This is a genomic window from Collinsella sp. LCP19S3_D5 (genome assembly GCF_052121415.1).
GTDB lineage: Bacteria > Actinomycetota > Coriobacteriia > Coriobacteriales > Coriobacteriaceae > Collinsella.
This window is the reverse complement of the sequence record NZ_JBQKEH010000002.1, coordinates 1-22,521: the sequence shown is the minus strand read 5'-3', so window position 1 is coordinate 22,521 and position 22,521 is coordinate 1. Positions and strand designations below refer to the sequence as shown.

General features: G+C 57.6%; 14 protein-coding genes and 1 tRNA gene. 1 reads left to right on the top strand and 14 read right to left on the bottom strand.

Annotation, left to right across the window (positions count from 1 at the left end):
- The 10 genes from ACTQXO_RS01130 to pstB all read right to left on the bottom strand — a co-directional run bounded on the left by ACTQXO_RS01130 (position 1) and on the right by pstB (position 14,790).
- Positions 1–1,299 (bottom strand): M20 family metallopeptidase, encoded by a 1,299-nt coding sequence (locus ACTQXO_RS01130; protein ID WP_427795309.1) that lies wholly within the window; start codon positions 1,297–1,299, stop codon positions 1–3.
- A 116-nt stretch (positions 1,300–1,415) separates the two neighbouring features.
- A complete protein-coding gene (locus ACTQXO_RS01125) occupies positions 1,416–2,399 on the bottom strand; it encodes a DMT family transporter (RefSeq protein WP_427719031.1) in 984 nt (327 codons plus the stop codon).
- A gap of 207 nt (positions 2,400–2,606) precedes the next feature.
- On the bottom strand, positions 2,607–4,796 hold the full coding sequence (locus tag ACTQXO_RS01120; RefSeq protein WP_441032225.1) for a YhgE/Pip family protein: 2,190 nt from the start codon (positions 4,794–4,796) through the stop codon (positions 2,607–2,609).
- Positions 4,797–7,562: a YhgE/Pip family protein gene (locus ACTQXO_RS01115; RefSeq protein WP_441545370.1), complete on the bottom strand. Its 2,766-nt coding sequence runs from the start codon at positions 7,560–7,562 to the stop codon at positions 4,797–4,799. It lies immediately after the preceding gene.
- A 534-nt stretch (positions 7,563–8,096) separates the two neighbouring features.
- Entirely contained in the window at positions 8,097–10,121 is a 2,025-nt protein-coding gene (gene htpG / locus ACTQXO_RS01110) for a molecular chaperone HtpG (protein ID WP_441032229.1), read from the bottom strand.
- A gap of 202 nt (positions 10,122–10,323) precedes the next feature.
- Positions 10,324–10,860 (bottom strand): GNAT family N-acetyltransferase, encoded by a 537-nt coding sequence (locus ACTQXO_RS01105; RefSeq protein ID WP_427719041.1) that lies wholly within the window; start codon positions 10,858–10,860, stop codon positions 10,324–10,326.
- 2 nt (positions 10,861–10,862) lie between these two features.
- Positions 10,863–11,516 (bottom strand): YveK family protein, encoded by a 654-nt coding sequence (locus tag ACTQXO_RS01100; RefSeq protein ID WP_441032231.1) that lies wholly within the window; start codon positions 11,514–11,516, stop codon positions 10,863–10,865.
- 177 nt (positions 11,517–11,693) lie between these two features.
- Entirely contained in the window at positions 11,694–13,118 is a 1,425-nt protein-coding gene (locus tag ACTQXO_RS01095) for a sensor histidine kinase (protein WP_441032233.1), read from the bottom strand.
- 3 nt (positions 13,119–13,121) lie between these two features.
- Positions 13,122–13,850 carry a response regulator transcription factor gene (locus ACTQXO_RS01090; protein ID WP_441032235.1) on the bottom strand — a complete coding sequence of 243 codons (729 nt, stop codon included), beginning with the start codon at positions 13,848–13,850 and terminating at the stop codon, positions 13,122–13,124.
- A gap of 64 nt (positions 13,851–13,914) precedes the next feature.
- Positions 13,915–14,790: a phosphate ABC transporter ATP-binding protein PstB gene (gene pstB, locus ACTQXO_RS01085; RefSeq protein ID WP_441032237.1), complete on the bottom strand. Its 876-nt coding sequence runs from the start codon at positions 14,788–14,790 to the stop codon at positions 13,915–13,917.
- Between the two features lie 251 nt (positions 14,791–15,041).
- Between pstB and ACTQXO_RS01080 the strand changes: the two genes are divergently transcribed.
- Complete coding sequence (locus ACTQXO_RS01080; protein WP_441032240.1) at positions 15,042–16,382, top strand: D-alanyl-D-alanine carboxypeptidase family protein; 1,341 nt, start codon at positions 15,042–15,044, stop codon at positions 16,380–16,382.
- 160 nt (positions 16,383–16,542) lie between these two features.
- Here ACTQXO_RS01080 and ACTQXO_RS01075 read toward each other — a convergent pair whose 3' ends face one another.
- The 4 genes from ACTQXO_RS01075 to ACTQXO_RS01060 all read right to left on the bottom strand — a co-directional run bounded on the left by ACTQXO_RS01075 (position 16,543) and on the right by ACTQXO_RS01060 (position 21,780).
- Positions 16,543–17,415: a TM2 domain-containing protein gene (locus ACTQXO_RS01075; protein ID WP_441032242.1), complete on the bottom strand. Its 873-nt coding sequence runs from the start codon at positions 17,413–17,415 to the stop codon at positions 16,543–16,545.
- A 615-nt stretch (positions 17,416–18,030) separates the two neighbouring features.
- Positions 18,031–18,121 (bottom strand) — tRNA-Ser (locus ACTQXO_RS01070).
- 68 nt (positions 18,122–18,189) lie between these two features.
- Complete coding sequence (locus ACTQXO_RS01065; RefSeq protein WP_240128712.1) at positions 18,190–19,272, bottom strand: AAA family ATPase; 1,083 nt, start codon at positions 19,270–19,272, stop codon at positions 18,190–18,192.
- A 321-nt stretch (positions 19,273–19,593) separates the two neighbouring features.
- A complete protein-coding gene (locus ACTQXO_RS01060) occupies positions 19,594–21,780 on the bottom strand; it encodes a tetratricopeptide repeat protein (protein ID WP_441032245.1) in 2,187 nt (728 codons plus the stop codon).
- Positions 21,781–22,521 lie beyond the last annotated feature (741 nt).

Below are 22,521 nucleotides of genomic sequence, written 5' to 3'. Positions count from 1 at the left end.
TTACTCCTTGTGGTCGGCGATATAGCCCAGGGCGACCGCCGCATAAGCCGCGGCGCCGAGCGGCAACTCGGCATCGCTAAAGCGTGCCTTGGGATGGTGCTGGGCAAAGTGCTCGTCCGTATCGGTCACAGCCGCACCGAACGTAAAGTACGCGCTCGGTATCTCGCTCGAGATAAGCGCAAAGTCCTCGCTCGCCATGGCATGGAACAGAGGCAGGAAGGCGGCCTTGGGCAACGTCGCACCCACATAGCCAAGCGAAGCCTGGGTCATATCGTCATCGAGCACGAGCGGGGGAACATCCGAGAGCGTCTCGATAGTCGCCGGCGTACGATAAGTCGTGGCAACGCCTTTGACGACCTCCGCGATGCGGGTCTTGAGGTGCTCCATGAGCTCAACGTCAAAGCCGCGCAATGTTCCCTCGAGCACGCAGGTGTCGGGAATCACATTGGCCGCTTGGCCACCGGCAAACTTACCCACGGTGAGCGCGACCTCCTTGGCCGCCGGCACCTCGCGAGCGATAAGCTCCTGGAGCGCCAGGTGCACATGCACGCCTGCCGTGATGGGGTCGATGCAGATCTCGGGACTCGAACCGTGGCCGCCCTTGCCCTGCAGCGTGATGCGGAAACCGTACACGCCCGAAAGCGCCGGGCTGCCGTAGAGCACCAGGCCAAGCGGCGACTGGCTGTTGACATGCATGGCAAAAGCCGCCTGAGGACGCGGGTTCTCGAGCAAGCCGTCGGCGATGGCAGCACGTGCCCCCTCAAAGGTCTCCTCGCCCGGCTGGAACAACAGCTTGACGGTGGCATTGGCGTCGACAAGCGCGGCCTCGCGAGCCTTGAGCAGGCGCGCCGCACCAAGCAGCGCCGTCGCGTGCATATCATGACCGCAAGCATGCATGCAGCCATTGGTAGATGCAAAGGGCTCGCCGGATTCCTCGACAACGGGCAGGGCATCCATGTCGCCGCGCAGCATAACGACCGTACCGGCCTGTTCGTCCGTGCAGACGCCATTGCCCTGGGCCGCGGCGGCACCGGCACCGACAAGGCCCACAACGCAGGAACCATCGACGAGCGTGGAAAATGGGATGTCCATCTCGTTCAGGCGCGCTTGGATATACGCAGAGGTCTGTGGGAGGTCGTTACCGAGTTCGGGCATCCGATGCAGATCGTGACGCCATGCGGCAAGCTCATCGGCAAAAGCCTGAGCCTCTTTGACCAGACCGTCACCAATGGCGGCTTGCGCCGCCGCTGAGGTCTGGAGCGCTGGTTGTGGTTGGAAATCGGACAGAGCTGGTGCCATAGATGCCCTCCAGTAAAGTTTTAGCAGCAAGCACTTTCATACTCTAAAGTGCAAGGCATAACTTTAAAAGTGACGCATAAAAAACGCCGCCCCAGAGGGACGGCGCAACAGATTGTTTACAAACGCGCTCGCGGCTTTTTACGCAAAAAGTCAAAGTGCGTCTCGCTCAAGATAATCGACAGGAAGATGAGCGCAAAGCCGGCAAGCAAACGCGAGGTGAGCACCTCCCCCATCAGCAGCACCGAGAACAGCACGCCCGATGGCGACTCCATCGAAAGCAGTAGTGAGCCCGTCGAGGCCGGGACATGCGCCAAGCCCACGTTTTGGATGAGCAAACCCACACATGTGCAGCCCACCGAGAGAAATGCCATCACGCCAATAAAGCTCGGCGTCCACACGGATAAAGGCGCCTGGGTCTCGAACGGCAGCGAAGAGATCAGGCACAGCACACCGTTGCCCGCAAACATCCAAAACGTGATGACGTTGATGTCCATCTTGCGACCGTACTTAGCGGCCACCGCCATCTGGATGGCAAAGAAGACCGCGCCGCCCAGCGTAATAACATCGCCGACATTGAACTCGACGCTATCAAGCGCCACCAAGCCAATGCCCGCCAGACACAGCAACGCGGCGCCCAAGTTGTAACGGGTAAGTTTTTCGCCGCTTAGGACATAGCTCGCAAACGGAACCAAGATGCAGTACGTGCCCGTCAAAAACGCGCTTTTGCCTGCCGTGGTCTGCGCCAGGCCAATCGTCTGCAAACCGTAGGCACCCCACATGAGCGCGCCCATGCCAAGTCCAACAATCAGATTTCGAGCGTTGAAATGGGCAACAATGCGCTTGTGGAAGACGGCAAGCATGACCAGCGACGCCGGAAGAAAGCGAATGTAGAGCAGCTCGAACACCGGAATGGTATCGAGCGCGTCCTTCATGGTGGTAAAGGAATAGCCCCAGATGACCGCTATCGAAAGCAGCAAGACCTTCCAGAACAGCGGCGAGCGCGCACCGGCACCGCGAGAGGCACCGCCGGCACCCAGATCTTCGCGGGCTACAGGGCTATCGGGCATATTTTCGATTTCAATAGCGGCATGATGGGCCATAGGGCATCCTCGCGCTCGGTCTGGGCGTGGTGTCCGCACGCGCGCGACCGCATGCCGCCTCATGGTCAAATAAAAACGGGACGCGCCGGACCCCCGGCACGCCCCGCAACTGTAGCAACAATCAAGCAGCCCACGCAATTCAGCCCACTAAAGTATCGAACACAAAAGCCTCGATGCTCCGGCAACATCAGCGTTCACATTGTTGCGCTAGATTAATTTAGTACTCTCCAGCTTTTCGATAATCCAGTCGTTGGCTTTGATGACCGGACGGCGGAAGACCACACCCAGGGCCAGCGACGGAATCAGATAGCTCGCCAGAATACCCAGCTCAACCCAGTACTCCATATGGTAGGCGCCAGCCATGGCAGCATGCATGGCATTGATGCCATGGGTAAACGGCAGGAACGGATAGATCGCCTGGAACACGGGGCCGGTCATCTCGATGGGGAATGTACCGCCCGAACCACCGACCTGCATGACTAACAGCACGACAGCGAGCGCCTTGCCGATATCGCCAAACGAAACCGTAAGCGTGTAGACGATATTGGAGAACACGAGACTCGCGATCCAGCCCGCCAACACAAACTGCAGCGGGTTGTCGCACTGGATTCCAAAGAACAAGATATCGCCGGCGCACACGAGCGTCGCCTGCAGCAAGGCCAAGCCGCCAAAGAACAAGTAGCGGCCCAAATAGATCTCGTGCAGGCGTACGGGGATGAGCTCGTTGATAAGCTCATCGTCGACCGAGACCTTCATCATGGCTGCCAGCACAATCGAACCCACCCACAGCGACAGAATCGTATAGAACGGCGCCATGGCCGAACCGTAGTTGCGGATCGGATAGACCGGCTTGCGGTCGAGCGCGACGGGGCCGGAAAGCGACACGGCCAAACCCTCGGGATCGTTGCCGATCATCGTCTTAATCGTCGCAAGATCATCCGACATCAAGGCACCGTCGAGCTCGTCCTTAAACGCGCCGATCTTATCCGACGCCTCGCCCAGCTGATCGGAAACCTTGTTGACCAGCTTTGCAGCCTTTGAGAGGCCCTTTGCCAGCGAACCGGATGCATCGGTCAGGCCGTCTACGGCGCTATCCAAATCGCCCGAGATACCATCGAGCGAGTCTAGAATGCCCGAGACGGTCTTCTTGAGCTCCTTGGCCTTAACCGAGAACGTGGAATCGTAATCGGATTTGGCGCCCGCAATGCCGGCCTTGGCATCGGCGATGGCCTGATCGACCTCGGCACGCGTGCTGTTGACCTCTGCCATGCTGTCAGAAAGGGACTTAGCAGTTGCCGTCAGGTCCTTGGCGTTGTTGCGATACTCCACCGCGATCCTGCCCAGCGATGTTGCTACAGACTTAAGGCTCTCCTGGAGCTTTTCGTCACTGACCTGCTCGGCAAAGCCGCGGAGCTGGTCGGCCGTGGCGTCGATATCGTCGGCACGTGTATTGAGCGCCGCCGCGGCATCGTTGAGCTGGGACACCGTAAGGTCCACATGCTGGTTTGCGGTGTCGAACGCCTTCGCGAGCTCGGCAGACACATTATCGAACGAGCCCGCGCTTCCGTCAATCGCCGCGTCAACGGCATCGTTGGCGGCCTTGAGCGCTTCCTTGGAATCATTGATGCCGCTCTTGGCGTGTTCCATCAACTGCTTGGTCGACTCATCGACGGTACCCGCCTGCTGGAGCATACCGCTCGCCGACGTCAGCGAATCGGACGTGGAGCTCAAAATGCCCGCAAGCGACGTTGCGCTGGCCTGAACGCCCTGCAGGTCCTGGACCGAATCGCCGAGCGTCGAGGACAGGTTGGCGATAAAGTTGCTGACCTGGTCGGTGCTCATGTAATCGAGCAGGCTGGACACCGTCTTAAGACCGATGCTCGTAATGGTCTCGGTAAAAGTTTCGTTAACCTGGCTTTGAACGGCGTTCGAACCCTTCTCGGTCACGATCTGCGCGATGGCGTTGGCCTTCTGGTTCTCGTAAAACTCGATATCGGCGTGCTTCACCTCAGTCGAGAAAAGCGTCATCATGTCGGCGCTAAACGTTTTAGGGATAACGACGGCAGCGTAGTACGCGCCCGACTTAACGCCCTCGATCGCCTTATCGCGGTCGTTGAGGACAACCCAGTCGAAGTTCTCGTTGCCGCGCAGGGTGGCGGTTACGTTTTCGCCCACGTTGACCTCGACGGGAATCAGATCGCTCTCGTAGCCCTCGTCGGTGTTGACCACGGCAATCTTAAGATTGCCGGTGTTGCCGTACGGATCCCAGCTGCCGGCGATGTTAAACCACGCGTACAGACACGGTACGATAATGAGGCCCATCACGACAATCAGGCCGATCACGGAGCGAGACACGTTTTGGACATCGCGCTTAAACAGATGCAGGATGTTCTTCATTTATGCCTCACCTCCTTTGGAGTACTTGCCAAGCGCGGTGGTATCTCCATCATTTGTGGCTGTGCTGTCGCTGCCCTGAGATTTATGGTGCGATCCTATATGCGGCAAGCGGCCCGCGGACTGATCGCCGCCCTTGGCACCACGCTCGCTGGCGTTGTGGCCAAACATGTGGCGGGCGGCAGGAATGGCGGCCGTGTGTTCGCGCATCTCGCGACGCAAGTCCTCATCCGAAAGCGCCGAGATGCGCATCTGGGTATTGAGGCTCGCGCGGATATATTCGATATTGATAAGCCAGCCGCAGATAGCAATAACCGAGATGATCCAAATGACAAGCAGGATGATCTTGCCGTTATTGTCGATATCGAGCACCGTCGAGAGCACAAAGAGCAGGACCTGAACGCCCACCACGGCGGCAAAACCGCCCTTGATGTAGTAGGGGTAACGGTGCTCAAAGGTTACCGCATGGTCGAGCAGTTCGCGACGGTACGAATCAGAATCGAGCATGACACGCATGGCCGTGCGCAGCGAGTAGCGCTGGCGCGGCAGGTCGTTGGACTCGCAAATCATCATACCGGTCGTGGAAAGCTGTTTATCAAAGAGCAGGTTAAGGTTGAGCAGCAGCGGACGCAGCTGCAGGCCGATAAAGAGCGCCACGATCAAGAACACGCCCAGAATGCACAGGTTAAACAGGTAGTTGAACGAATACATGCCGCCGACCGTCTCGCGCAGCAGATTGATGCCGTAGGTAAAGGGCAGCAGCGGATGCAGCCACTGGAAGAAGCCGGGCATCATCTCGATGGGGTACATGCCCGAAGAGCCCGGAATCTGCACAATGACCAGGATGACGCCGATCGCCTTGCCGATATGCTTAAACGTGGTGGACAGCGCATAGATGATATTGACGTAGGTGAACGAAATGGCGATGCCGCCCAGCACGAACAGCAGCGGGCTGACGCACTGCACGCCAATCACCAGATCGCCTACCGTAACGATGATGGCCTGGAACGCGCCCAGGATCACCAGTAGCAGCCAGCGGCCAAAGTAGCCCTGACGCGCGGTAAAGCTGCCGATGCCTTCGCGGTCGACCTCGAGCTTGTAGATAGCGATAAGCACGTAGCCGCCCACCCAAAGCGCCAGATTGGTATAGAAGGGAGCGATGCCCGAGCCAAAGCTCTTGACCGGGAAAATTGACTTGGAAGTCAGCTCTACGGGAGATGCCATAAAGTCTGCCACGTCATTGACGTCGACACCCATCAGATCAGCCAGCTCGCCCATGGACTCGGAGGTCTGCAGCGCCGCAATGTCGTTGGCGGCGGTTGCGAGCTTGTCCTGGACCTTGCCAAGCGAGGCATCGGTCTGGGACAGCGTGGTCTTGGCCTGACCGAGCGTAGCGTTGAGTTGCGAAAGTGTACCGCGCGCACTTGCAATAGTAGGCGTGAGGCCAGACACGATTCCCGTCAGATCACCCGAGACGGCGGCAAATGAATCAAGCGCGCTCGAGGCCTTCGGCAGCGCGTTTTGACCCAGGTCCGTCTGGGCCTGGCCAAGGTTAGTCGCACCGGTCTGGATTGCGTTATTGATAGCGTCGCTGACACCCGAGACAGCCGCGGCGTCATTCGCCATGGCGCTCGACTGCGCAGACAGACTATCCTTGATGCTCTGAAGTTTTTCATTCTGCTCGCGGAGCAAATCGATGGTCGATACAATGCGCGCGTCAATTTCCTCGGAACCTGTCGACGTGTCATTAACGAGAATTTCCAAGTGCCCGATAACGGCCTTATTGTGGTCGATCGTCGCCTGGAGAGACTCAAGCGAGTTGTCGATACGGGTGGTCGTAGATGTGACCGTGCCCGTCAGCTTGCCAATCGCAGCGTTCGCGGAGGCTGACGTTTTGGTGAGCGCAAGGCTGCCTTCCGAGAGCGCCTTGGAGAGCGAGGTGATGGAATTACCCGCCGTGGCGCGAGCCTCGCCCAGCAGGTCGTTGCCCTGGGAGATCGCCTGCGTCAGCGACGGCGCCTGACCCTGTAGACCGGCAAGTGCTGCATCTGCCGAGGCAATGGAACCACTCGTCTTATCGATGGCGGCATTCATGTCGCCAATCGAACCACGCACCTCGCCCAAGGTATCGGATGCTTCGGACACCGAACTTGCCAGCGAATCCTGGGTCTGGGTTGCCTTGTCCTTTAAATCGACTCCGGCATCCTTGGCGATACCGGCAACAGTCTCGCCCGCCGTGGAGACAAATTCCGAGTTGATCTGCTCCTCGATGGTGCTTGCGCCGGTGTCGGTAACCTTCGGCGCAATAGCGCTCTTCTTCTCATTGACGTAGTACGTAAGCTTGGGCTGATGGTAGTTGCCGTCGAGCATCGAAACCAGGTTATCTGAAAAGTTCTTGGGGATTACGATGGCCGCATAGTACTCACCGCTCTCGACGCCCTCTTTGGCATCGGCCGCCGAATCGACGAAGGTCCAGCCCAGCCGATCGTTCTCCTTGAGCTGATCGACGACCTTATCGCCCGCGTTGAGCTCGCCCACCAAGTCGTTTTGGGTGCCCTGATCGTTGTTGGCGATGGCAATCTTGATACCCTGGGTGTTTCCGTACGGATCCCAGTTGGCAACGATGTTGTACCAGGCATACAGCGAGGGAATAACACACACGCCGAGGGTAACCACCAGGGCGACGGGGTTCACGATCAATCGCTTGATGTCGCGTTTAAAGATTGCAAAGGAAACCTTTGCATCGGATAGTTTGCTGCCGAGACTCACGCTTGGACCATCCATCCTGTCGTTGAATCGAATCGTACTATCGATAACCATTGTACGAAGGCGTTTTAACGTCTCGATGCACAATGGTATTGAGTTTTGCGGGTAGCAATATACTACGAAGATGAGTTAACGTACAGTTGTACAGTATCTTAAATTTCAGCAGGTCACAAAACCACAACCCGCACAAATTAGCAACCCAACTAGTCATTGGGGACGTTCTTTAGTCATTAGGGACGTTCTTAAACGACCAGTCAAACAAGAACGCCCCCAATGACTACTTAGGATCACGAAAGCGTCGCTGGTTGAGCATAAGTCAGCGAAAACGCCCCTAAGCGAGCAAGGTGACGTGAAAGAGGAGGGAAGCGTACTTCGGTACGCGACCGACGATTGAACGTCAGATTGCCGCTTAGGGGCGTTTGCAGCGTCGACCGGTCTGCCGTTCGTTAGAACGGCAGAACCAATAGGTTCGTTAGAACGGCGGAACTGAGGGCAGCGTCGAGCCGTTACGCGGTTCGTAGAACCGCGTAACTTAAGTTACATTAGCTCGCAGACAGCCGCCGCGAAGGCAACGGGGTCCTCGGGCAAAATACCCTCGACGAGCAGGGCCTGGTCATAGAGCAGGCCGGAGTACTGCTTGATCTTGTCGGCAGCGCCCGCCTTCTGAGCAGCGACGAGCTTGGCAAAGACCGGGTGCTTGGCGTTGAGCTCGAGCACACGCTGGCTCTTGGGCATACCGTCGGGCGCACCCTCGGGACCCTTCTGAAGCACCTTCTCCATCTCGAGCGAAAGCGGACCCTCGGTGGTGATGCACGCGGGAGCATCGGTCAGGCGCGCAGAGACGGCGACCTTCTCGACCTTGTCACCGAGTGCCTCCTTCATGGCGCTAAAGAGGTCCTCGTTCTCCTTAGTGGCGTCCTCGGCCTCCTTCTTCTCGTCCTCGGTCGCCAGGTCAAGATCGCCGGTAGCGACATTCTTGAGCTCCAGGTGACGATCTTCGACCTCGGGCTCGGCACCGTCGGCAACAGCCTTCTCGGCAGCCTCGCGGGCAGCATCGTCCTCGTAGATCTTGGGCATATCGACGGCAACGTACTCACGCATAGCCTGGAATGTGAACTCATCTACATCCTGCGTCAGCAGCAGCACGTCATAGCCTCGGTCGAGCACACCCTTTACCACGGGCATCTTGGCCAAGCGCTCACGCGAGTCGCCGGCGGCGTAGTAGATGGCCTTCTGATCTTCGGGCATGCCCTTGGCATACTCGGCCAGGGTAATCATCTTCTGCTCCTTGGCAGACCAGAACAGCAGCAGGTCGGCGAGCTCATCGGCCTTCATGCCATAGCTCGAATAGATGCCGTACTTAAGGCCACGGCCAAAGTTCTCAAAGAACTTCTCGTAGGCCTCGCGGTCGTTGTCACGCATATCCTCAAGGTCGGCGGTAATCTTCTTTTCCACACGCTTGGCGATGGCCTTGAGCTGACGGTTCTGCTGCAGCGTCTCGCGCGAGATGTTGAGCGACACGTCGGCGGAATCCACGACGCCGCGGACAAAGTTATAGTAGTCGGGAAGCAGGTCGTCGCACTTCTCCATGATCAGGACGTTGGAGCTGTAGAGCGCCAGGCCCTTCTCGTAGTCCTTACTGTACAAATCGAACGGCGCGCGGCCCGGCACAAACAGCAGGGCGTCGTACTCGAGCGTACCCTCGGCGTGGAAGCTGATGGTGCGCGCAGGATCGTCAAAGTCGTGGAACGTAGACTTGTAGAACTCGTCATAGTCCTTCTGCTCAACATCGGAGCTGCGCTTCTTCCAGATCGGCGTCATGGAGTTAACGGTCTCGAGCTCCTGGTAGTCCTCGTACTCGGGCTTGTAATCCTCCGGCGCGTCCTCGGGCTTGGGTTTCTGGCGGCTCTTGGAGACCATCATTTGGATCGGGTAGCGCACATAGTTGCTGTACTGCTGAATCAGGCTCTTGAGGCCCCACTCGGTCAGGAAGCGATCGTAGGTCTCGGCCTCGCCATCGGCGTCGAGCTTCTCGTTCTCGCGCAGCGTCAGGATGACATCGGTGCCGTGCTCGGCGCGCTCGCCGTCCTCGATGGTATAGCCCTCAAGACCGTCGGATTCCCACACATGGGCGACATCCTCGCCATAAGCGCGGCTGACCACCTTCACGTGGCTGGCGACCATAAAGGCCGAGTAGAAGCCCACGCCAAACTGACCGATGATGTCGACATCCGAACCCTGCTGCTCGGCGTTCTCGGTCTTAAACTCCTCGGAGCCGGAATGGGCGATGGTGCCCAGGTTGCGCTCGAGCTCCTCGGCGGTCATGCCAATGCCGTTATCCGAGATGGTAATGGTGCGGGCGTCTTTATCAAAGGAGACGCGAATAGCCAGGTCGCCCTGGTCGAGCTTGACGCTCGGATCCTGCAGGCTCTTAAAGTTGAGCTTGTCGACGGCGTCGCTCGCGTTAGAGATAAGCTCGCGCAGGAAGATTTCCTTGTTGGTGTAGATGGAGTTGATCATGAGGTCGAGCAACTTTTTGCTCTCGGTCTTAAATTGACGCATGTGCAGTCCTTTCGCGCTACCCCCGTCCGCAAAAACAGCCCGGTTGCCCGAGCCGTATCGCAGACCTGCTATGTTCAGACTTAGATTTTATAACCCATTAGCGCGCATATATACATGCGGAATCGAAAAACTGTATGTCCGAGCACTCCGATACGCCAATTGCCGAGGAGTGTTCCCAACTGCCGACAGAAAAGGAACGTCCCTATCTGCCATCTACGCGCTTGGCCATCCAGGCATGGGGTTGGCCCTCGTCTTCGTAGTCAACCGGGGCAATTTGTGTGTAGCCAGCCTTTTCATAGAGCGGCAACACGTATTCCTGCGCGTGCAGCTTAATAAGTTTAGCGCCGGCATCGCGTGCGCATGTATCGCTGGCCTCGACGATCGCGCTTGCCAACCCGCGACGACGCATAGCCGGCAGCACGGCGACGCGCCCCATAATGTAGGTCTCCCCCGCAGCGACGCCTTCGTCCAAGTCGCACGCCGGTGGCACCGGAGCCTCCGCATCTGCCGCGCGCTCCAGCTCCTCGGGAAACACGCGCGAGCAGCCGGTGAGTTGGCCATCCACATACAGCGTCACATGGATGCAGCCCGGGTCCTCGTCAATCTGGTCAAACTCGTTTTCATAGCCTTGTTCGTCCATAAAAACGGCGCGGCGCACCAGCGCCGCGTCCTCAAAGCAACCTGTCTTAAGTTGGATATCCAAAGCGGCCCCTTTATCGGTGTTCTTCGCCTTAGCCATGCCTATTTACCACCTTTCATAGCCGGAATTCGGCCAACAACGGGAATACCCAGGAGCTCTTCTGCCTCTTCGGCACCGCGGATGCGCATGTTGAGTATATCTGCCAAAACAACGTAGGCAATTGCGATAAAGACGCCGGCAAGGAACGCAACGGCAACATACAGCAAGCGCTCGGGGTCGCTCGGAGACTCAGGGGTCTTGGCTTCATCGACCACGTTAATGCTCTGGGCGGCGCCAACATTCTGAGCAACCGTGCTTACCGAGTTGGCCATTGCCCTTGCAACCTTGGCCGTCTCCTTGGCATCGGTACCCGTCACCGAAAGCGTAATAACGCGCGTCGTGGTCTCGGACGAAACGGCAATCTTGTAATCATCCAGATCGGAAAGGCCCAGATCCTTGGCAGCACCGCTCTTAACGCTATTGCTGTCGAGCAGCGTGGCGATATCGTTGGAAAGCATCTGGCTCGCCGAAAGGTCGTTATAGCTCATCTGACCGCCGTCGGTCTTAGCGAGAATGTACATGCTCGTCGTGGCGGTGTAGGTATTGTCCATCATGGCAAAGGACGCGATACCCATGACGATCGCACAGACCACCGGAAGGGTAATGACCAGCTTGAGATGCTTTTTAAACAGCTGGAACAATTCGAGAAGGGCCATGCAGCGTGCCTTTCAGTTCCCGAGTTCGTATTGACAAAACTGTCCATTTGTTATCGCATCTTTTTCCCATGTCCAAACTCTATACATAAGCTACAGCGCTTATAACAATGTTGCGCAACAATAACGCCGCACCGGCAACCTCGATGCGGCGTTTACATCAAGGCCAGCGGCCAAGCGCTATGCAAACGGCTCTTTCTGCTGTGCGGGAAACGTCACCGTGATGGTTGTCCCCACCCCCGGCTCACTCGACAGGTCGATATTGGCATGATGGTACAGGGCGGCGTGCTTGACAATGGCCAGGCCCAAACCGGTTCCGCCACGCGCCTTAGAACGACTCTTGTCCACGCGATAAAAACGCTCGAAAACTTTACCCTGCTCCTCGGGCGCAATACCGATACCCGTATCGGCAACAGACAGGTACGGATGACCCTCGTCATTGGTCCCGCAGCGCAGCGTGACCGTACCGCCAGGTCGGTTGTAGCGAATGGCGTTGCTTGCAAGGTTGTAGATCAGCTCGTCAATCAGGCGCGGCACGCCTTCGATCACCATGGGCTTCGTCTCGTGCCCAATGGTCACATTCGACTGCCGGGCAACTTGCTCAAGACGCTGTTCCACCGTCAAAATGGCGCGAGAGAGCTCGATGGGTTCTGTGGACCCAATGGGCACCGCCTCGCCCTCGGATGCTCGCTCCGCCTCGTCCAAGTTGGAAAGCGTAAGAATGTCGTTGACGAGCGCTGCCAGGCGGCCCGCCTCGCGATAGATGCGGCCACCAAAGTTGCGCAAGTCGTCCTCGCCCTCAACCATGCCGTTTGCAATAAGCTCGGCATAGCCCGAAATCGCGGTAAGCGGGGTCTTGAGCTCATGGGTGATATTGGCCGTGAACTCGCGGCGCATTCGGTCGTTGTCCGCTAGCACCGCCATTTGGCGCTTGAGTTCCTGGCGCTGCGACTCGATACGCTCAAGCATGGGGACCATCTCGGCATAGGCGTGCTCATAGCTACGGCGTGGGTGGTCCAAATCTACCTCTTGCAACGGCGCGATGATTGCACGGGACTCACGACGCGCCATAAAAAACGAGAGTACTGCACCCGCTGCTGCGATAAGCAGCATCGGCGCCACCATCGACAGCAAAATCGCCGCAACGCCAGGCTGGGCTTGCGCCAAGCGGACAACCTGGCCGTTATCAAGGGCGACGGCGCGATACAGCATAATCTCGTCGAGCGTAGAGCTTGCGCGCTCCGCGGAACCCAAACCATTCTCAAAGGCCTCGATGACCTCGGGGCGATCGCCATGGTTGGGCAGTGAGGAAGGCGACGCCTCGTTGTCGTAGGCAACCGATCCATCCTTGTTAATCAGCGTAATGCGCAAGTCCTCGCGATCGAGGCTACGCAAGAACGGGATGGGCTCCTGCTGTTCGTCGAGGGCGGCAGCAATGAGCTCGGTTTCCTGCGCCAGATTGGCACTCGTGGCATCCGCCAAGGTGTTTTGCACAAAGAACGCACCCAGCACCGTAAACGCCACGATAACCGCCATGGCGCAAACAAAGATCGTTACAAAAACGCGGTGCGACAGCGTATGTTTTCCCTGGGGGGCGAAGACCACGGGTTACTCCTCCGATGCGCTGGCCGCGGTGTCGTCACCTTCGGCACCGTCACCGGCAGAAGGCTCGGCCAAGCGGTAGCCCACGCCGCGCACGGTCTCGATGGCGCTGGCATGCTCGCCCAGTTTTTGGCGAAGCGTCTGCACGTGCACGTCGACGGTGCGCGAACCGCCGTCGAAGTCCCAGCCCCACACGCTCTGCAGCAACGACTCGCGGGTAAAGACCACACCGGGCTTGCGCATGAGGTACTCGAGCAGGTCGAACTCGCGCAGGGTGAGCTTAAGCGGCTCACCGGCAACGGTCACCTCGCGATGGCTGGGCGAAAGCACGATATCGCCCACGCTGAGCACATCGCTCGCCTGCTTGACCATGCCGCCGCGACGCAGCAGTGCGCGGCAGCGGCTCGCAAGCTCCATGAGCGAAAACGGCTTAGTCAGATAATCGTCGGCACCGCCATCGAGCGCCATCACCTTGTCGAGCTCGGTATCCTTGGCGGTAAGCATCATGATGGGCACCGTCTCCGTCAGGCGATCGGCACGCAGGCGACGCATAATCGCCAAGCCATCGGTATCGGGCAGCATGATATCGAGCAGCACGGCATCGGGCACCCGTCGCGCCACGGCAGCCTTAAACTCACCGTCGCACGAAAAGCCTTCGGCCTCGATCCCCTGCTTGCGCAGTGCATAGACCGTCAAATCCCTGATGTTGTCATCGTCCTCGACGTAATAGATCATGTTGAACCCCTTTGCGGCCGGCATGACCGCATCTTAATCCTAAAGGTACCTTTACTAGATGGTATCAGCCAAAACGCCCCGTCAAATAATCCGCCGTACGCGGGTCAGTAGGATTTTTGAAAAGCTGAGCGGTGGGCGCGTGCTCCACCAACTCACCTAGCAAGAAAAACGCGACGGAATCGGATATGCGCGCCGCCTGCTGCATATTGTGTGTAACGACCACGAGCGTGCAGGTCTCTTTGAGCTCGCAGGCCAGCTGCTCCACCACGAGCGTCGACACGGGATCGAGCGCCGAGGTCGGCTCGTCCATCAACAGAATATCGGGCCGCACGGCAAGCGCACGGGCGATGCACAAACGTTGCTGCTGTCCGCCCGAAAGCCCCAGACCAGACTCCTTGAGTTTGTCCTTGACTTCGTCCCACAGGGCAGCGCGGCGCAGGGAATCCTCGACCAGCTCATCCAGCACAGCGCGATCGCGCACACCCATACCGCGGGGGCCATAGGCGACGTTGTCGTAGATGCTCATGGGAAACGGGTTGGGGCGCTGGAACACCATGCCCACGCGCTGGCGAAGGCGGCAGATATCGTAATCGCCCAGGATATCTTGACCATCGAGCGCAATCTTGCCCTCGATGCGGCAGTCCTTGATGCCGTCGTTCATGCGGTTAAAGCAACGCAGCAACGTCGACTTGCCGCAGCCCGAAGGACCGATAAACGAGGTAATCTGCTTGTCGCGGATCTTGATGGACACATCCTTAAGCGCGTGGTGATCGCCATAGAACAGGTCGAGGCCCTCGACATCGATGCGCGTCGGCGAGGTGGCAAGGTCCTCTGCCGTGGGGCGAGTCGCATCTCCAATTTCGCGCTCATGCGCGGCCTCGGCCTGCGCTTCCATTAGCTCCTCGAGCTCCGTGGGCCCCACAGCCGCAGCAGCCGTCATACCGCATACCTCCACATCGATATCAAATCAGCAGTATCGATAGTAAAAATAGCAGCTCATATAGTCGTGAGGGTATTGTCAAGTGTTTGTAAGGACCTCCTCGATACGCGACGGGCAATCATATCGACCGTGCACACCCAAGCGTCCGCTCAGACACGAAGATAAACCGCACGCGCCAAACCCCAAGCGACACAGCCGGTAAACGATATACTCTAGAGCCAAAGGAGACCATCCCGTCGAAAGCGAAATCAGTGAAGCATCTTACCCCTCTTGTAAAGCGTTCCGCGCAGCTGACCGTTGGCCTTGCCTGCGCCGTCGCCCTTGTCGCCGGCATTCCGTCCGTCGCCGGTGCCCAAGTGCTCACGACCGATAACATTTGCGGCAAAGCCGCCGATGCACGCGGCATTGCAGCCGAAGACCTGCCCGATATCGATGCCTCCAATGCGTTTGTCATGGGTAAAAACGGCACCGTCTACTATGCCCGTAGCGCCGACGAGCAAGTCAAAATCGCCTCGATCACCAAGGTCATGACTGCAATCCTCGCGGTCGAGAACTGCAAAATGGACGAGAAAATCACCGTGAGCAACGCGGCGGCAACCGTAGGCAACTCGACCGCGGGACTCCTCGAAGGCGACGAGCTCACCGTCGAGCAAGCGCTACGCGGCCTGATGATCCCCTCGGGCAACGACGCCGCCATCGCGCTTGCCGAACACGTGGGCAAAAAACTTGACCCCAAGACCAAAGATGCCGTCGCTACGTTTGTAAAAGCCATGAACGAGCGGGCCAAGAAGCTCGGCTGCACGGGAACGCTCTTCGAGAACCCGCACGGGCTGGATTTTGACGAATGGGCCGGCGATATGCATTCAACCGCACACGATGTGGCATTGATGATGCAAGAGGCCATGAAGGACGACACGATTCGCGAAGTCATGGCGAGCAAAGATCCCTGGATCGAAGTGACGGGCGCCGACGGCTCCGATCATTCGCATTCCATGGATACGCACAATGTTTTATTGGGCCAAGACGGCAATATCGGCGGTAAGACCGGCACCACCGACGATGCCGGATACTGCTTTGCAAGCGCCTACAATCGCGATGGCGACGAGATCTATACCGTTGTCTTGAACTCCAGCACCACCGACCAGCGTTTTGCCGATACGGCCACACTTGCTAGTTGGTATTACGACCACAAGGTAACGGTCGAAATCGCCAATACGCAAAAGAAGACCGCCAACGGAAATCCGCTGATGGCACGTGTCAGTCAAACCGACTGGACAGACAAAACGATCGACGCCACGCTTGCCGACCCCACCGCGCAGGCAACGGTGTTCTCACTCGCCGGCGAAGTGACCGAAAAGGTTAGCTACGATGACCTTTCGGGCACGGTGCATGTTGGCGATAAGGTGGGCAGCGTTACATTGAAGCAGGACGGCACCAAGATTGCCGTCATGGACCTGGTTGCCGACGAGGAAGGAACGGGGCCCAATCCCATCGAGTGGCTGCTCGTGAAGCTCGACCGCCTGGGCCGCCGCATCGACAACCGCCCGCTCACAGCCGAGAGCGAGACCGTAGCCAAGGCTCCTGAGGTGTAGGGCCAAAGCGATATCACATCGAACCAAATGAGGCGTCCAACGGGGCGCCTCATTTTGAATACCTCTTAAACGGGATGCGTCAGAATCAACAAAGCGACATTGCTAGCCGTTTACCTTCGCTGTGTCTTTTCGGATCTTGAAAACGGGTCCGCCGGGCATGCTAGTAGATCCTTTCGACCTCCTTGGTCAAGGCCCTGAACAGATCCCCAGTTGAGGGGTCTGCCCCAGGACACAGCGATTGCCAGGCACCCGTTTCTCCGATGGTGCCCGCACTCGTCATAACAAGATCGTCGCTCCGCCTGCGAATGGAGACACTAACGGAGCTGCCATTATGGAACCCATGGATATCGACTTTATTTATGCGCCCATCAGCTAGATAGCTGATAATGACATTGATGCTGTCACCATACTCCGGCAATTCGAAGCCGTGGGAATCCATCAATAGCTTCACGTCCTGATGGTAAATCCGGGCCTCGACGACATTCTTGGGCATTTTCCCCGTCTTTGTTGGAGAGCAAAAGCTGATGCTTGGCTCCTCTTCGCTCATGCCTCGGTCAAACCTAAGCATGCACGGGCATACCGACTCAATGGTTCGCAAGGCGTCCGCCGCGACCTTTTCCTCGGTAAACATCTCCACATCGATGCCGTTTTCTTCCATATAGGCACGGTTTTTGCGTTGAAGCTCTAGCCGAGCCGCAGCCTCCCCATCTCCACGCTGCTCCCAATTTCCGGAATCGGCGACATTTCGATCGAATGTAGAATCAACGGAACACGGCGCCCGCTGTTGAGTCGAATCGCTGTCGCCGAAACGCCTTAGCTCGGAGCGTCTCATCAGTAGTGTCACAATATCAAACAGCCAACCAAATCCAAAAAGACCAAAGGTAAAGAGATATAGAGAGAAGCTGCCCCACATCCGCGCATACGCCCTATGGGCGCCCGACCATCCGAGAAGAAAGCATAACAAAAGCGCCTTGTTTGCTCTGTCAACCGACGTGATTTCTCGAACAAGAGATTTCTGTTCAGGCTTCGCCAAAGGTATGACCTCGTGCGGTGGGACAGATGTTGAGGACGCCCTTGACGCCGAGCGTCGACCGCCTGATTTAGAGACGGCACGAGCGACATCCCCAACCCCGACAGTCGTCCTACTGTATACGGCATTGTAAGCGGCTTTCTTCGGATTCTTGATCCATCCCATGCCCTTCTTACCATAGCCGGGGATTATCGCCCGCTTTACCGCGCGTTTCGCCCTGCCAGTCGTCCGGGCCATGAGTGATGACTTTAGGTTCGGCTTACGCAGCCCGATCTTTACCATGTTCCTACTCCATCCCCTCGGAGCCCTTCCCCATGCCGCGACATCAACAAAACGGCGAATCGGACCTTCGACCCAAAGGTAACACCTTTACGATTTTCAGCATCGTGTCTCATGGCCAACTACGGCCAGATAGACAACTGCTAGAAATACAGAATAATGCAGTAAATAGAAAACGTCCCCTGAACTGAGATAATCCAGAGGACGCATTAGCACGATGAGCGGAAAACTGAAGCGTTTAGGCATGCTTCGAACACCCTCCGCGCTCGCCTGAAGTCCGCGCTCCCGTTCTTCGCACTAAAAAAGGGCCCCAAATGGGACCCTTCTTTAAAGTCTTACTGGCGGAGAGCTGGGGATTCGAACCCCAGATGCCCTTTTGGGGCATACTCGCTTAGCAGGCGAGCACCTTCGGCCTCTCGGTCAGCTCTCCGTAACAGCCGTTCTATAGTAACCAAACAGTCGAGGATGGGCAAGAGGGAATTTGGAGCGATTCCATTTTTACCGTTCCCGTACCGCCTCCAACAAATAGTCGCGCATATACGGAATTGCAAACGAAACACAGCCATAGCCCGCAGGCTCAATCAACCCCGCATCGATGAGACGTTTACGATACGAGCCGACCTTGTTCGCCGGCAACCCCATCTTCTTGGCGATATCACCGTTGGCAATCTCATCGCCCTCGCATTGAGCCATTGCCGCGAGATACTGAAACTGTCGCTCTGAAACCCTGCGCAGCGCCGGGGCAATCACCATAGCATTAAAGCTATCAAGAGCTGCTTGGATACCTTTACGCGCGGACCCTTCGTTCACGCTCTCCGCCCCGCTGCGCGCAGCAACCTGCCAAGCGTAATATCCGACCAACTGGACCATAAAGGGATAGCCTGCTGAAGCCTTTGTTAATAGCTCAGCGGCGTCTTCATCGAGCTCCTTGCCCGCTCGTCTCATTGTATCCTCAAGCGATCCACCGACTTCAAAATCGGAGAGACGAGTGAGTTCGATATGTTTTGCCCGCTGAAGGAAGGTAAGGGTATCATCAACCACCACGCCATCCACCGATGTTGGCAAGCCGGCGAATGCAAAAGCGACATTCGCCCCTTGGCGAATCAAAAGCTGCATCTCATTGCCCAGCTCGCGCATTTCCTCAGTTGAGGCATCCTGAATCTCGTCGAGCGTAATGAGCAGACCTCCGCGCTTCGCGGCATCGTACATTGCCTCGCCCAGATGAGATGCCGACTTCGATACCTCAACGGAGCCAAGGCTGACTCCTAGAATTGATGGGGAAATCGACATTGACTCAAGACGAACATTTCGCTGTAGAGCCTCGAGGATTCTACTGCAAAAACCGGCATTCGAGGCGACGTCAACAACCTCGAATCCTTTTTTTCGCGCAAGATCACCCAATGCATTGAGAAGCACCGTTTTACCTGTGCCTCGGACGCCCGAGATGCGCATGAGTCGATCGGGAGCACCAGGACCATTCTCAAGGGCCTCGGCAAAATCATCCAAAACAGCGTCACGTCCGATAAGCTCAGGCGGATTCATGCCCGCCGTTGGCTTAAAGGGATTAATGGCTTTCGACATTCGACCCTCCTCTGCTAGTTTTAACAACTTTAACAAAGTTTAGCAACTTTAGCAGAGTTTAACAGGTTTAGCAGACCTAGCCGCTTTTGACCTTACCGGTCCTGCTGGAGCCACCCACCTGAGCAAATACAAATGGCTCCATTCAATTTGTCGGCAACCTGCTCGATACAGTAATTCGTACTTTAATTCGCTACGACTTAATTCGTTATACCTTATCTATACGCAAATGTTCCCGGTACGCCGGTAGCAGTAGCCCCTTCGTTTTGTCGGCATGGTGAGCAAATGGGATGACAAGCGCGGTCCAGCCCTTCTATGCCGCTCCTACCCCAACGACCGGCTGAGGGAGCCGAGCTCATCGTTTCCCATCGTGCGCCACATTTGGAAGATGCAGACACGTGCCAGGAAAAAGAAACCGTTATCGACCAGCTGCACAGCAGCGTCTGCCAGCTGGTTGGACACGGCGGGCACCGGCGGCAGTTCGAGCCCCGCCTTACTGATGGTCTCAACCGCTTCCTCGAACGTCGGTGGCTCATTGACACCCATCTCGTTCATAAGGCCCTGCATTTCCTCCAGTGCGTTGCTACCCGACTCCTCGCCGCGCGGTACCAAGCGGTAGCACGCCAACGCCAGCTCGAGCTGATCGCAGTTCCAGTAGGCAAACGCTAGGCGATAGAACAGGTAGCCGATTGAGGAACGGTCACTGGCAATGCGCAGGCCGTGGCGCGCCACCTCAATGACCTCGTCATAGCGCTCCAGACGCGCCAGCACGTTGATGAGTGCAAAGTGTGATTGCATGGATGAGCGCGCCAGATCGTAAAGATGACGCACCTCGGGCAATGCCCGCTCAAAATCCTCCTGATCGGCGTAAAAGCTGCAAATCTCATGCTGGGCAAAGTACAGCGCATCGGGAGCGCGCAAAATACGAACGGAGCGGTCTTCCTCCATTACCGGCAGCACCATACGCACCAGTTGGTTGTCGCAAAACAGCGTCTGGACCGGTCCTGTCGCCAAAAGCTCGGCAACGGCGCACTTGGCCTCCAGCTCCTCAACAAGACGGGAAAAGCCCTCAAACGCACCCGCGCGGTCGACTTTTGCCCGCTCGCGCAACTCAGCGACGCGCGCCACATACGGGTCATCGCCCTCCTCCATAACCTCAAGCTCATCAGCCGTATCGGCAAGCAGCAGGTCGCGCAACGCCGGCGGCAGCGAACGGTGGTCGTCACGCGGGCGAGCATGAACCTCAGCGGGCTCAATCGCATCCGGCGCGTCCGACTCATATGCCTCAAGCATGCGCTTGCACGGCATATCATCCATATCCATGCTTTCAAAATTCTTAGCGGCGGGAACGCAATTGGCCAGATAGGCCGCACGCCCAAAGGAATATGTTGCAATGATGCGCTCGCCCTGCTCGCCATCGGGAGCCGCAATCTGAACGTAGCAGCGCGCAATGCGAGCGCCCGAAGCAAAGCAAGCCGCCGCGAGTGTAAGCGCAATGCGCGCATCGTGCTCGGTGGCCCATGCTGCGCGCTTAGGCTCATCCACCTCGCGCCAGGCATCATCTTGAGCATCGTATTCGCGCTGCGGCAAAGCATCGACAACCGTGCGGCCAAATCGAACCAGCATGATGCCCTCGGCGACGTTCGCTCGATAGATGTAGTCGAGTCGCGTGACCACGTTGAGTGCTTCTACGATACGTGCAAAGCGGGTGCGAACGTCCCACTCGCCACCCGGCTGACACGCAACCGTCCCCGGTTTGGCCCACGGGTTGTCATTCGACAGCGTTTCGAGCAGGTGAGGAACGTCGTTTGTCGTCTTGCTGATATGCCATAGATCAAAGAGCGAGCAGCCCTCAAAGCTTGGCGACGAGGCAACGGGGCCCAACCCCGCCCCAATACGCTCAAGGATGCCGGAGAGGCGGTTAAGACGACCCTCGATAGCAAGCAGCATGTCAATCTCGTCTTGGTCCAGCAGGCTACGATCAAAATTGAGATAGAACAGCTTTGAGCGGTCGATACGCGCTAGGCCCATCTCGGACTTGGCAGCGATGGTGCGCAGTCGGGGCAAATCGACCTCGCTCATAAGGGCGGCGGCATAACGCTCGATACCGCTCGGATTATCGGCATGGTCAACGCGGTAGAGCAACGTCTCGATAGCATCGGGGAGCGGTGCCGTGTTAAAGCCCAAAAACACCTCGACCGGCTCGGGCAACTTTACGAGTTTGATCTTGTTGGCGGTGTTTTTTATACCCTCATCGAGCTCGTCGGCAGGTACCGTGTTCGCAAGGGCGTTTTTGGGGTCGGCAAATATCACGTAGCGCAAGAACATCGAGGCCATAAACTCGCCATAAGGGAGAGCACGGCTCGAATTCCATGTCTCGTGGTCGGACTGCTCACGCATGGCCCCTTCGGGAGAGCCGACCGTTCGCGCGCAAGCGCGCATTGTGCCGTTGGCTCCCCGCACCAAAATCTCGCCAACACTGGAATCGGACTCGTCAAGGACCAATTTCATGTCGGGGTTCTTGGGCAATGGCACTTTCTGAACAGGGCCGTCAACCTTATAGACCTCACCTGACACGCTCACGTAGCCCAAAAGCGATATGTGGCTTTTGCCTACGAATTCGACGACGTAGCAAGACTCTTTAGGATCCTCGCCAAAAACTTTCCAGACAACACCATACGAGCGCCCCGCGGGTTGCTCTGGCATCGATGGAAAACGCTTTTTGGGGTCGAGAAACCTGAGCTTGTATGTCGGACGCTCTGCCACGAAATATCACCCTGATCGGTCGTCTAGCGAAGGAGTGGTCGCGGATGGGCCGCGACATCTACTCGGAATCTTACACGAGTCGATAAGAAATAGTCTCCCGCGGGCGGAGGCGCACGATTCCAGTCGAGTGTCTGGGGTCGAATGGCGGCGTAAAAGAAAAGCCCCCGTTGCCGGAGGCTTTAAGCTCAATTGGTGCGGCGTATAGGATTCCGCGCATCCGCTTCGCGGATCCGCACCGGCTTCGCCCGCCTGCCGGCGCGCTCGCCCGCTCGCTAAAAACGCTCCGCGTTTTCTTTACGCTCGCGCCTCGACCGAGGTTCGAATCCATGCACGGCTTCCAAAAAAGAAAAGCCCCCGTTGCCGGGAGCTTTAAAGTCAATTGGTGCGGCGTATAGGATTCCGCGCATCCGCTTCGCGGATCCGCACCGGCTTCGCCCGCCTGCCGGCGCGCTCGCCCGCTCGCTAAAAACGCTCCGCGTTTTCTTT

Coding starts and splice junctions, on each gene's coding strand:
- ACTQXO_RS01130 (WP_427795309.1), bottom strand. CDS start 1,299: ATGGCACCAGCTCTGTCCGATTTCCAACCACAACCAGCGCTCCAGACC.
- ACTQXO_RS01125 (WP_427719031.1), bottom strand. CDS start 2,399: ATGGCCCATCATGCCGCTATTGAAATCGAAAATATGCCCGATAGCCCT.
- ACTQXO_RS01120 (WP_441032225.1), bottom strand. CDS start 4,796: ATGAAGAACATCCTGCATCTGTTTAAGCGCGATGTCCAAAACGTGTCT.
- htpG (WP_441032229.1), bottom strand. CDS start 10,121: ATGCGTCAATTTAAGACCGAGAGCAAAAAGTTGCTCGACCTCATGATC.
- ACTQXO_RS01105 (WP_427719041.1), bottom strand. CDS start 10,860: ATGGCTAAGGCGAAGAACACCGATAAAGGGGCCGCTTTGGATATCCAA.
- ACTQXO_RS01100 (WP_441032231.1), bottom strand. CDS start 11,516: ATGGCCCTTCTCGAATTGTTCCAGCTGTTTAAAAAGCATCTCAAGCTG.
- ACTQXO_RS01090 (WP_441032235.1), bottom strand. CDS start 13,850: ATGATCTATTACGTCGAGGACGATGACAACATCAGGGATTTGACGGTC.
- pstB (WP_441032237.1), bottom strand. CDS start 14,790: ATGACGGCTGCTGCGGCTGTGGGGCCCACGGAGCTCGAGGAGCTAATG.
- ACTQXO_RS01065 (WP_240128712.1), bottom strand. CDS start 19,272: ATGTCGAAAGCCATTAATCCCTTTAAGCCAACGGCGGGCATGAATCCG.
- ACTQXO_RS01060 (WP_441032245.1), bottom strand. CDS start 21,780: ATGAAATTGGTCCTTGACGAGTCCGATTCCAGTGTTGGCGAGATTTTG.